Annotated in this window: 10 protein-coding genes; all 10 read left to right on the top strand. The window is 47.0% G+C overall.

Features of this window, described 5'->3' with window-relative positions:
• Positions 1 to 52: 52 nt before the first annotated feature.
• The 10 genes from dapG to ymfI all read left to right on the top strand — a co-directional run bounded on the left by dapG (position 53) and on the right by ymfI (position 12,495).
• Positions 53 to 1,267, top strand: a complete 1,215-nt coding sequence (gene dapG / locus FHS16_RS10245) for an aspartate kinase (RefSeq protein WP_183561640.1) — start codon at positions 53 to 55, stop codon at positions 1,265 to 1,267.
• 27 nt (positions 1,268 to 1,294) lie between these two features.
• Positions 1,295 to 2,170 carry a 4-hydroxy-tetrahydrodipicolinate synthase gene (dapA, locus tag FHS16_RS10240; protein WP_183561638.1) on the top strand — a complete coding sequence of 292 codons (876 nt, stop codon included), beginning with the start codon at positions 1,295 to 1,297 and terminating at the stop codon, positions 2,168 to 2,170.
• A gap of 399 nt (positions 2,171 to 2,569) precedes the next feature.
• Positions 2,570 to 4,249 carry a ribonuclease J gene (locus FHS16_RS10235; RefSeq protein ID WP_138751535.1) on the top strand — a complete coding sequence of 560 codons (1,680 nt, stop codon included), beginning with the start codon at positions 2,570 to 2,572 and terminating at the stop codon, positions 4,247 to 4,249.
• A 182-nt stretch (positions 4,250 to 4,431) separates the two neighbouring features.
• Positions 4,432 to 5,166 (top strand): ClpP family protease, encoded by a 735-nt coding sequence (locus FHS16_RS10230; RefSeq protein WP_183562114.1) that lies wholly within the window; start codon positions 4,432 to 4,434, stop codon positions 5,164 to 5,166.
• Positions 5,163 to 5,375, top strand: coding sequence for a YlzJ-like family protein (locus FHS16_RS10225; RefSeq protein ID WP_183561636.1), 213 nt, complete (start codon positions 5,163 to 5,165; stop codon positions 5,373 to 5,375). The genes FHS16_RS10230 and FHS16_RS10225 overlap by 4 nt, the downstream gene beginning before the upstream one ends.
• Before the next feature lie 80 nt (positions 5,376 to 5,455).
• Entirely contained in the window at positions 5,456 to 8,137 is a 2,682-nt protein-coding gene (locus FHS16_RS10220) for an FtsK/SpoIIIE family DNA translocase (RefSeq protein ID WP_183561633.1), read from the top strand.
• A gap of 118 nt (positions 8,138 to 8,255) precedes the next feature.
• Entirely contained in the window at positions 8,256 to 9,041 is a 786-nt protein-coding gene (gene sleB / locus FHS16_RS10215; RefSeq protein WP_183561631.1) for a spore cortex-lytic enzyme, read from the top strand.
• Between the two features lie 129 nt (positions 9,042 to 9,170).
• On the top strand, positions 9,171 to 10,463 hold the full coding sequence (yfmF, locus tag FHS16_RS10210; protein WP_183562111.1) for an EF-P 5-aminopentanol modification-associated protein YfmF: 1,293 nt from the start codon (positions 9,171 to 9,173) through the stop codon (positions 10,461 to 10,463).
• A gap of 2 nt (positions 10,464 to 10,465) precedes the next feature.
• On the top strand, positions 10,466 to 11,752 hold the full coding sequence (yfmH, locus tag FHS16_RS10205) for an EF-P 5-aminopentanol modification-associated protein YfmH (protein WP_183561629.1): 1,287 nt from the start codon (positions 10,466 to 10,468) through the stop codon (positions 11,750 to 11,752).
• Positions 11,749 to 12,495, top strand: coding sequence for an elongation factor P 5-aminopentanone reductase (gene ymfI / locus FHS16_RS10200; RefSeq protein ID WP_183561627.1), 747 nt, complete (start codon positions 11,749 to 11,751; stop codon positions 12,493 to 12,495). Before yfmH ends, ymfI begins: the two co-directional genes overlap by 4 nt.
• The last annotated feature ends 36 nt before the right edge of the window (positions 12,496 to 12,531 follow it).

Here is a 12,531-nt window from a genome sequence, read left to right as displayed (position 1 = left end):
TAAGCAGGTCATTGTTTGCTTTTTCCTGGGATCGATCATGGAGGATTATATTATGCGCATCCTGATTCAGAAATTCGGGGGCACTTCACTATCTACCAATGATGCCAGAGAACATGTGATCGAACATATTACTAGAGAACGAAACGATGGTTTTGCCATTGTCGTTGTTGTCTCCGCTATGGGACGCAAGGGTGATCCTTATGCAACAGATACTTTATTGCAGATGATACGTGATAATGGCGACAGCTTGCCGGCTCGCGAGCGAGATATGCTGCTTGGCTGCGGAGAGATTATTTCCGCAGCTGCTTTATGCAGCTTACTCCATGCGAGCGGGATTTCTTCCGTTGTCCTCACTGGCGGACAGGCGGGCATGATGACTGACGAGCAGTACGGGCATGCACGGATTAAAGAAATCCGACCAGAAAAGGTGCTTGCACATTTGCGGGAAGGTACCGTCGTTATTATAACGGGCTTTCAAGGAAGCACGGCGCATGGCGATACGACAACACTAGGACGAGGCGGCAGCGACACTTCGGCTACAGCTCTAGGAGCAGCGCTTCGAGCAGAGATGGTTGATATCTATACGGATGTGAATGGCATATTGACAGCCGATCCTCGAATTGTTGAGGAAGCGAAACCATTGCCTGTAGTGAGTTATGCTGAAATCTGCAATATGGCTAGGCAAGGCGCGAAGGTCATTCATCCTCGTGCTGTGGAGATTGCACAGCAAGCACGCATACCGCTGCGTGTAAGATCAACATTTTCCAAAGAAACTGGAACGCTTGTTACGGATTCAGCTGAGCTGAAAGCAGAGCTATCTGTCAAGGATAGGCATGTTACCGGCATTGCTCACGTTTCTGGGATTACCCAGATTTCAGTGAAAGCGATTGAAGGCCGAAATGACGTACAGCTACAGGTTTTTCAATCGATGGCTAAGCATCGTATTAGCGTAGACTTTATTAATGTGACGCCTAGCGGTGCAATATATACTGTTTTTGACCAAGATGCAGAACGAGCAGTAAAGGTATTGGTAGAGGCTGGTTTTGCCCCTTCTGCCATTAATGGCTGTGCAAAAGTATCTGTAATAGGCGGAGGAATGAACGGGGAACCCGGCGTTATGGCACGTATCGTGGAAGCGCTGACGGAGCAAGGGATTTCCATTATGCAATCTGCTGATTCAAATACAACGATTTGGGTGCTCGTTCGTGAAGCGGATATGGCTGAGGCACTTCGTTCTCTCCACGCGAAGTTCGAGCTTCATCGATAGAGAGCAACACTTTTAGGAGGAATTCAGATGGAATTTGGAAGACTGATTACCGCAATGGTTACACCATTTGATGGGGATGGTCATATTGATTGGCAAAAAACGGGCCAATTGATCGATTATTTAATTGAGGAACAGCAGAGCGACAGCCTTGTCGTGTCAGGTACGACTGGTGAATCACCGACTCTTTCCGATGAGGAGAAACTGGAACTGTTCCGATTTGCTGTCAAGCATGCAAACGGACGCTGCAAAATTATTGCAGGTACAGGCAGCAACAATACGGCCCATTCCATCCATTTGACCCAAGATGCTGAAGCTGCTGGCGTTGATGGAATCCTGCTTGTCGCACCTTATTACAATCGTCCTAGCCAAGAAGGACTCTTCCAGCATTTCAAAGCAATCGCAGAAGCAACGACTCTGCCGATTATTTTGTATAACGTGGAAGGCCGTACAGGCGTAAATATCTCTGCGGATACAACGCTTCGTTTAGCTCAAATCGACAATATTATTGCGACAAAGGATTGTGCTAATACGGAACAGCTGTCGCAAATTATTAGCGGAGCACCTGAAGGCTTTAGAGTATACAGCGGTGATGACAGCGCGACGCTGCCGTCTTTGGCTGTAGGCGGCTATGGTATTATCAGCGTAGCTAGTCATATCGTGGGCGTTCAGATGAAAGAGCTTATTCAAGCTCATTTAGACGGCAATGTTCAGGAGGCTGCTCGTATTAACGGAATGCTGCTGCCTGTGTTCAAAGGTCTATTCTACTGTCCGCATCCTGTGCCTAACCCAGTGGCAGTAAAATATGCATTAGGCTTAAAAGGCGTTTCAGTTGGCGGGGTTCGATTGCCGCTCGTTACCGTTAATGAAGCTGAGGCCGCATTCCTACGCAATTTATTGGCATAATTATTCGATTTTAGTTATCCCAGCCGGTGCGTCCAGCATCGGTTTTATTTTTTGGGGAAACCTAATTCAAAATAGCAATATCGTGTTTCACTTGTATTCCAGCTTTTTCTTCATGTATAATGATTTCAAGTGACTGGGTGCGGCAAATATTTGGAAATGAACTTAACGTCAGAGCGGCATCTGACGAAACACGTGCATAGGTAGCGAGAAGTTCGGCATCACAACACCTATGGATAAGTAATGTTTAGCTTTGCTTTTCCATATAAACACAATAATTACGAGGCCATTCTAGCTTCGCAAAAATAATCAGATGCTCTGAAGCGAAATTGCTTCGACAAATTTAACAGATGATTACGAAGCGGTTTTCGCTTCGCAAAATTTTAAGGAGGAAAGATACACTTGTCTAAGAAGAACAACCAGGATAAACTGCTCATTTTTGCACTAGGCGGAGTAGGCGAAATCGGAAAAAATATGTACGTTATCCAGTATAACAATGACATCGTTGTCGTTGACTCGGGCTTGAAGTTTCCAGAAGAGGACATGCTCGGGATTGATATTGTAATACCCGATATCTCCTACCTTACTGAAAATCGCGACAAAGTTCGCGGAATTATTATTACGCATGGTCATGAAGACCACATCGGCGGATTGCCATATGTATTGAAAAGCCTAAATGTTCCGTTATATGCTACAAAACTTACAATGGGCCTAATTGAAGGGAAATTGAAGGAAGCTAGCTTGCTTGGAGAAACGAAGCGTATTCTTATCAACGCAGACAGCGAAATTCAATTAGGAACCATCCGTGCGTCATTCTTCAGAACAAACCACAGTATCCCAGATTCCGTTGGCGTTAGCTTAGACACCCCGGAAGGTACTGTTGTCCATACAGGTGACTTTAAGTTTGATCATACTCCGGTTAATGAACAGTTTGCAGACTTGCAACGCATTGCCGAAATCGGAAAACGTGGCGTATTGGCACTTTTATCCGATAGTACGAACGCTGAGCGCCCTGGCTACACACCGTCGGAAGCTCAGGTTGGAGACAACCTTGAAGATATTTTCCGCAAATCATCACAGCGCGTTGTTGTTGCGACATTCGCGTCGAACGTTCACCGTATTCAACAAATCATTAACGCTGCCATCGCGACAAAACGCAAAATCGCTGTTGTCGGACGCAGCATGGTTAATGTTGTTGGCATTGCATCCGATCTTGGTTACTTGAATATTCCAGAAGGCATGATTATCGAGCCGGAGGAAGTCAATAAGCTTGCAGCTGATCGCGTCGTTATTTTATGTACAGGCAGTCAAGGCGAGCCGATGTCGGCGCTTACGCGCATGGCACGCTCCACTCACCGCAAGGTGGATATCCTTCCTGGCGATACCGTTATCATTGCAGCAACGCCTATTCCAGGTAACGAACGTTATGTTGGTCGTACAGTCGATGAATTATTCCGTCTTGGCGCGAATGTCATCTATGGCAACGGTTCGGTATCCGGCGTTCACGTATCCGGTCACGGCAGCCAAGAAGAACTGAAACTAATGCTTAACCTCATCAAACCGAAATATTTTATTCCGATTCATGGTGAGTACCGTATGCTTCGTCAACATGCGAAGCTGGGAGAAGCAATCGGCATTGAACGTGAGAACATTTTCGTTATTGATAACGGAGATACTGTCGAATTCCAGAACGGAAACGGTCGCAAAGGGTCGAAAGTACAAGCAGGTAACGTTCTGATTGACGGTTTGGGCGTCGGCGACGTTGGTAATATCGTATTGCGTGACCGCAAGCTGCTTTCGCAGGACGGTATTCTAGTCGTTGTTGTTACACTCAGCAAGCAAGACGGAGCGATCTTGTCTGGTCCGGATATTATCTCGCGTGGTTTCGTCTACGTACGGGAGTCCGAAGGTCTTCTTGATGAGGCGAACCGCATTGTTACATCGACTTTAACACGTTTGATGAATGATAAAGTCAATGAATGGGCTTCGCTTAAGACGAATGTGAAGGATGCGCTTGGTCGCTTTTTGTACGAGCAAACCCGTCGTCGTCCAATGATCCTGCCTATTATAATGGAAGTATAATACAATAATTTTAAAAAGAAGAGAATCACTTGTCCACTCCGCAATTGCCGCGGCGGATACAAGCGATTCTTTTTTTATATCTGCTAACAGATGGGTTGCAACTGCATAAATTCGACGAGAGACCCCATACTATGACAAGCAATATCACAAGAGGGGGATTGTACATGTATTGGCATTCACGTATGGATATTACAGCAGAGCTGCCCGAACCAAATGCAGATGACAAAAGGAAAGCAAGTGCTGTCGTTGAAACGATTCAACAGCTAGGTCAGACCGCGACACCAGCAATGACGGAATCAAACATATTTTGTATGACGATTATCGGGCAAGTAGAGGGTCACCTTGTATTACCGCCGCAGAATAAAACGACCAAGTACGAGCATCTTATTCCTCAGCTAGTCGCAGCAGAACAAAATCATAAAATTGAAGGCATATTTATTGTGCTCAATACAGTCGGCGGTGACGTGGAAGCAGGACTAGCCATAGCCGAAATGATCTCATCTTTAACGAAACCTACGGTCACGCTTGTCCTTGGCGGCGGTCATTCCATTGGCGTCCCGATCGCTGTTGCAGGAGATATGTCTTTTATCGCTGAAACCGCGACAATGACGATTCACCCGATAAGGCTGAACGGATTAGTGATCGGAGTCCCGCAAACGTTTGAGTATTTGGATAAGATGCAGGAGCGTGTCGTACGTTTTGTAACCTCGCATTCTAATGTGTCCGAGCATATCTTCAAAGAGCTGATGTTCAAGACAGGTGAGCTCACGCGTGATATTGGTACGACGGTTATTGGTTCCGATGCAGTAAAGCACGGGCTAATTGATGCCGTTGGCGGTTTAGGAGAAGCGCTCAAAGAGCTGAATAATCGAATTGAAGCGGCCAAGCAAAGCAAAGTGGAGGTGACGCTCCAATGACGCTTTATACGAATATGCCTTTAGAAGTCGTTCTCGAGGGTTTTCATGACGATAGGGAAAGCATGCAGGAGATATGGACAAGCGGAGTTAAAATGCAGGTCATTCCCATTGCTCCTGGGATGGGGAAAATTGTTAGGTTAATCGAGTGTGGCCTAGATGATTATTTGAACCCGCAATTCACGCCAGGTACTATTATTCAATATCGATAACGCCAAACGGATGTTCGTACGAATGTCTCATAGGAACAATTGCCCACCTATGGTATAATCTTTTACCAGAGGTGACCGAATTGGCTAAAAAAAAGAGACGAAGAAAATCATTAGGTACTAACCTAAAATACGAAGTATACGGCATTTTGCTTATTACGATCTCCATTATTGCTCTCTCCGGGGAAGCGGCTGTCGGGCGCTCGTTATCCAAATTATTTGGACTTGTGCTCGGCAAGTTTTATTTTGTGCTCGCAGTAGTCGGTATTGTGATTGGATTAACGGTTATGATTAAACGGGCTTGGCCCAAAGGATGGACGAATAAGCGGACAGGCTTGCTTATTTTGGTGCTTGCTTTCACATTGATGAGCTCGATCTCTGAAATTGAACAAAAACTTAGTCCTACCGTAGATCTCACCGGAACGTTAATATTTAAGCAGTTAAGCAGCGATCTGCAGCTGTTATTAATAAGTGTTCCAGTGGAGAACGATTTGCCTATCCGCGATAAGGAAATCAGCGGCGGGTACGTAGGCGCAATTCAATACGCCATGTTTTTCTCATTATTCGGTTATTATGGTGCGAAACTCATTATGTTCGTGATGTTTGCGATTTCGATTATGCTCATGACTGGCAAGTCTTATGTAGAGCTGGGGAGAGTAGTAAGCAGCCGTGGTACGCGCATGTTTAAGCTGCTGGCGTCCAAATGGGCCAAGCGATCTACTATACGAGCGTCAGCTGCAGCAAGTGGAAGCACTGGACAAGGTGAATTGGACGACGATGACACGATTGATGACGAGCATGACGACTACGTAGCCGCTCCTCCTAAGAAAAGAAGATCCTTGTTTTTCTCATGGCGGTCTACCGCTGACAAAGTGGAATCGGATACCAAAGAGGAAGGGCTTGATGATTGGGTATTTGAGCCAAACAGTGCTGATACAGCAATAGGGAGCAAGCCGGCATGGCTGAACGAGATAGAAGCGCCTTGGGAAAAATCAGGTACTGATATACATAATGCTCCCGTTCCAAATGAGCTTGAACATACGCAATCAGAACCGTGGGTTAACGATGAGAAAGGCTTCATTATTGACCCCGATATACCAGAAGTCGTAGATGAAGCGCCTTGGATTGAGAACGGTATTGCGCCAATTAGAGCTGAGGAGTCAATGCAATCTTCTGATTCAGATGATTGGGAAGACGATGCGGATATTAACGAAGAGCCTGATGCATCCGAGCAAGCATCAGAAAATTTACAAGCAGGTTCAGAGGCACTAGAAGTGGATGAGAATCACGTGCAAGCGGTACCGCGTCGTCCAATATCTGCGGAGGAAGCTGTGACCGTTAAGCCATACCAGCTGCCGCCATTTTCTTTGCTGACGAAGCCGAACCTAATGAGCAAAAATGCTGATGCAACGGATATGTACGACTCCCGAAGGAAGCTGGAAGCTACATTAGAAAGCTTCGGCGTACGCGCGAAGGTGCTCGATGTTGTTAGAGGACCAGCCGTTACACGCTATGAGGTCCAGCCAGCGACAGGGGTAAAGGTTAGTCGTATTGTGGGTTTAACTGATGATATCGCTTTAGCGCTCGCCGCTAAGGATATCCGTATGGAAGCTCCGATCCCCGGGAAGTCGGCTATCGGCATAGAGGTTCCGAATATGGAGGTATCCGTCGTGACGATGCGCGAGGTAATGGAAACGGCCACTTTCCAAAATGCTGCATCCAAGCTGTCCATTGCATTCGGACGTGACATTTCGGGTCAGACTATTGTCGGGAATTTGGCGAAAATGCCCCATTTGCTCGTAGCTGGAGCCACGGGCTCTGGTAAGTCAGTTTGTATTAACGGTATCATAACGAGTATCTTGTACAAAGCGGCTCCGGATGAAGTAAAGTTTCTGATGATCGATCCGAAGATGGTCGAGCTTAATGTGTATAACGGCATTCCGCATTTGCTGGCGCCTGTCGTTACAAATCCAAAAAGAGCATCGCTTGCGCTTAAAAAAATCGTCGTGGAGATGGAGAGCCGCTACGAGCTTTTCTCGAAATCTGCTACGCGTAATATTGAGGGTTATAACACGTTAATGGCGGATAACCCTGCGGCTGTTCTTCCATATATCGTTGTAATCGTGGATGAGTTAGCCGATTTGATGATGGTTGCTGCCAATGACGTTGAGGATTCAATTGCCCGCTTAGCCCAAATGGCTCGTGCTGCCGGCATTCATCTGATTATTGCGACGCAGAGGCCTTCTGTCGACGTGATTACAGGCGTAATCAAAGCAAATATACCTTCGCGCATTGCGTTTGGCGTATCCTCCCAAGTCGATTCTCGTACCATTCTGGATATGGTCGGAGCCGAGAAGCTTCTGGGCCGTGGAGATATGCTGTTTTTACCAGTTGGCATGTCTAAGCCCATCAGGGTGCAAGGTGCTTTCTTATCGGATCAGGAAGTTGAGACGCTCGTTAATTTCGCCCGTGGTCAAGCAGAAGCTGAGTACAAGGAAGATCTTGTGCCTGAGGTTGAAGAAGAATCGGCGGAAGGAAATGAAATGCTTGATGAACTCTATGATCAAGCCGTTCAGATTATCATTGAAGCGAAGCAAGCATCTGTGTCGCTGCTGCAACGCAGGATGAGAATTGGATATACAAGGGCGGCAAGGTTGATCGATCAGATGGAGGCACGCTCTATCGTGGGTCCATACGAAGGAAGCAAGCCAAGGGAAGTTCTGATCACAATGGATCAATTCCAAGCTGGGAAAGTTAGCTCGTAATCCCTGTCGTATGCCGAATACGGAATAAAGTGCATAGAAGCGGATTGAATTTCTCATACTAAAGTTAGGTAACGCTACCTTAAGCGAACTAACTTGCAAGAGAAAGGCAGATCCCATCATGAGAAATCGTTTGATTCTGGCAACCTCGATTATCGTGCTGTTGTTGTTTGGCTCTTTTACGATGCTGTACGGAGATCGGGAGAAGGCAGCGGAGACGTTTAGCAATGCTACCTTGACCGTAGGCTCATCCGGACAAGACGTAAACGAGCTTCAAGGACGACTGAAGCACCTCGGATATTTCAAAGGAGAAGTAGACGGGAAGTTCGGAACGGGAACTAAAAACGCAGTAACTTGGTTTCAGTGGAAGTTTGGTCTGAAGTCAGATGGCGTCGTCGGCGCAAAAACAAAGCTTAAGCTTTGGGAAGCTACAAAGAGCTGGAAGCCTACTGCAGCTGCCCCGCCAGCATCTAATTCGGAAGCGAGCGGCAAGGAATCAGCAAGTTCAGCTGGCAAAGAGACGACAATAGCCAAGTCCAACCGTCTAGGCTTGACCGAGAATGACCTGCAGATGATGGCCAACGCCGTTTATGGCGAAGCGCGCGGCGAGCCTTATGAAGGACAAGTTGCTGTTGCTGCTGTTATTATCAACCGACTGAAATCGCAGAGCTTCCCTAATACGATATACGGCGTTATTTTCCAGCCAGGCGCGTTCACTGCGGTTGCAGACGGACAAATTTGGCTCACGCCAAATGCAAAGGCTAGGGAAGCGGTAGAAGATGCAATCAATGGCTGGGATCCATCCGGGGGCTGCATTTACTACTTTAACCCTGACACCGCAACATCGAAATGGATATGGACAAGGACACAAATTAAGACGATCGGCAAACATATTTTTTGTATGTAACTATAGGACACTTACGAGAGGAAGCAGCCGTTACTGCCATAAGCAGCAGTGGTTGCTTCTTCCATTTCCTATAGGGTAGAATGGTATAGTGATTTGTCTAATGGAATAGATTTACTCTATAACGCGCCGATGAAAGGAGCAAACCGAGTGACCACATTCGAAAGAGGACAGCTGCAGCGAATAAGACTGCATGTGCTGCCTACAAAACGATTCAAAACGTTTGCTATTTCCTTATTTGCGGGACTGACACTTGATGAAGCAACGGTAACGCCGGTTGCTTTACTTCCTTTTGTACTGAGAAGAGGCACTGCCGATTTGCCTGAAACCATAAGCTTCCGAGAAAAGCTTGACGATTTATATGGAGCGGGCTTCGGGTTTGATGTATATAAAAGAGGCGATTCCCAAATTGTCCAGTTCCGCATGGACGTTATAAATGACGCATTCGTCTCCTCGAGCACGCCGTTGCTTGCTGAATCGCTGCAATTTCTAGGCGATGTCGTAACGGATCCTTTGCTTGAGAAGGATGCTTTTAACTCAAAATATGTAGAAGCCGAGAAAGTCACGCTTAAAAAACGTTTGGAAGCAATCGTGAACGATAAAATAAGGTATGCTGCCGAGCGCTGCCTTGAAGAAATGTGTGCGGATGAGCCATATCGCTTACATCCGCTTGGCAAGCTGGCGGAGATTGATTCCATTACACCGGCTTCGTTATACGAGCAGTATGAGCAATGGCTGGATCAGGCTGCGCTTGATTTGTATGTCGTGGGAGATACAACGCTGGCTGAAGTTACGGAGCTCGTTACGCACGCATTCAAGCTTAAGGAAGGCTCTCCCTCGACTTACGCAACACCTAATGTTCATCATAAAGTCAAAGAAGTAAAGCAAGTAACGGAGCGCATGGAAGTAAGCCAGGGCAAGCTCAATTTAGGGCTTCGCACGGGAGTAGGCTACGTTGATGACGAGTATCCTGCTGCGCTGATGTATAACGGTATTTTAGGTGGTTATCCGCATTCGAAGCTATTCCTGAATGTCAGGGAAAAAGAGAGCTTAGCCTATTACGCCGCTTCCCGGCTAGACGGCCATAAGGGACTTTGTACGATTCAATCCGGCATTGAATTTGCTAATTATGACCGTGCCGTCGTCATTATTAAAGAACAGCTTGAAAGCATGCGCGCAGGCAACTTGTCGGAGCTGGAGTTGAATCAAACGAAAGCGATGATTTCCAATCATCTTAGGGAGCTTCAGGACTCTGCTTATGAAATGATTGCCTACGATTTCAACGGCGTACTCACGGGCAAGCACAGAAGCGCAGACCAGCTGCTCGAGCAGGTACAGGCGGTCACGCCAGCCGACATTGTAAAAGTAGCTGAAGGCGTGCAGCTGGATACGATTTACTTTTTGCGTGATCGGAAGGAGGCATAACGATGCAAACCCTTAACTATCCTAACGTGCAGGAAACGCTATATCGCGAGGTGCTTGATAACGGGCTTGAAGTGATCGTGCTGCCGAAGGAAGGCTTCAATAAAACGTATGCGACGTTCTCAACAAAATACGGTTCGGTAGACAATCATTTTTCAGTTGGCAGCCAAACACCTGCCAAGGTACCTGACGGAATCGCTCATTTCCTTGAGCACAAAATGTTCGAGGAGCCTACTGGTGACATATTCGCAGTCTTTGCATCCCAAGGGGCTTCTGCCAACGCTTTTACGAGCTTTGATCGCACCGTGTACTTGTTCTCGGCAACCGAGCAAATCCATGCGAATTTGGAAACCTTGATTAATTTTGTTCAGAATCCTTATTTCACGGATACTAACGTGGATAAGGAAAAGGGAATTATCGAGCAAGAAATCAATATGTATCGCGATAATCCGGATTGGAGAGTTTATTTCGGGTTGATTGACGCGCTTTACCATAAGCATCCGGTTCATATTGATATTGCCGGCACGGTTGATTCCATCAGGCAGATTGATAAGGAAATGCTTTACCAATGCTACGAAACCTTTTACCACCCTTCCAATATGCTGTTGTTCGTCGTTGGCGGCGTTCAAGCGGAAGAAGTGTTCCAGCTGGTTCGCGACAACCAAAAGGCCAAAAACTTCGAGCCGCAGGATGCGATTTCCCGTTATTTTGACGATGAGCCGGATTCGGTCAAAATAAAGCGGAAAGTAACCGAGCTGCCGGTCTCGCTTCCTAAATGCATGCTTGGCTTTAAAGATAAACGGGCGGGACTGACCGGCGAAGCCCTTCTCCGGCAGGAAGTGACGACAAAGCTTATGCTGGAAGCTTTAATTGGTCCTAGCTCTAAGCTTTACCAGCAGCTGTACGAAGCGGACCTTATATCTGATTCCTTCGGACATGAATACAACTCTAGCACGGGTTATTCATTCTCCGTTATTGGCGGCGACACTCGCAGCCCGGATGAATTGATTGAACAGTTCCGTTCAGCGGTGGAAGCGGCATTGGCTAGCGGCATCGAACCGACCGCGTTCGAGAGATCCAAAAGGAAAAAGATCGGCGGATATTTGCGGATGCTTAACTCCCCAGAAGCGATCGCCGGTGAATTTACGAGATATCGATTCCGAGACAGCGATATGTTCGACGTTCTGGATTTTTATGAGAAATGCACCATTGAAGACGTGAATGCCCGCCTTCGCGAGCATTTCGACTTTGAACAATTGGCCGTATCGATTGTGGAACAACCAACGGCATGAAGACGCTCCAACAAATGACGGTGTTGATTACGGGGGGAGGCCGCGGAATAGGGGCAGCGATTGCCAAACGTTTCGCAGCAGAAGGAGTCAATATCGTCATTCATTATTTGGAGTCTCACGAGACAGCTAATGAAACCGCCAGAACATGCATGGCTTTAGGCGCCAATGTGTTAACGATCTCTGCTGATTTGCGCTCAAAAGAGCAGCTCGCGCGGATGCGAGACAAATTGGAGAGCCATCAGATGCTTCCTGATATTTTGGTGAATAACGGCGGCATTTCCCATTACGGCATGCTGATGGATGTTACGGAAGAGGAATGGGATAATGTCATGTCCGTTAACCTTAAAGGCATGTTTTTATGCTCGCAGCTATTTATGCCGAATATGGTCGCACAGCGATATGGACGAATTATTAACGTTTCTTCCATTTGGGGAATGTCGGGCGCCTCTTGCGAGGTGCTCTATTCTACAACAAAAGGCGGAATGAATGCATTCACGAAGGCACTTGCCAAGGAGCTCGCGCCAACGGGGGTCACGGTTAATGCCGTTGCCCCCGGCGCTGTTGATACCGTGATGATGGATAGCTTCAATGCCGAAGAAAAGGCTGCGATTCAACAAGAAATTCCTGTTGGACGATTCGGCTCTACCGAAGAAATCGCATCACTCGTATATTTTCTTGCACTGCCGGAGTCTTCTTACATTACGGGCCAAGTCATTAGTCCGAATGGCGGCTGGCATACCTAAGTCCAAACAAGTTTGATTTCGGACAAGCCAGCTGCA

Origin of the sequence: Paenibacillus endophyticus (assembly GCF_014192395.1) — a bacterium.
In the GTDB taxonomy this organism is placed as follows: domain Bacteria; phylum Bacillota; class Bacilli; order Paenibacillales; family Paenibacillaceae; genus Pristimantibacillus; species Pristimantibacillus endophyticus.
This window is presented reverse-complemented; position numbering and strand designations above follow the sequence as displayed.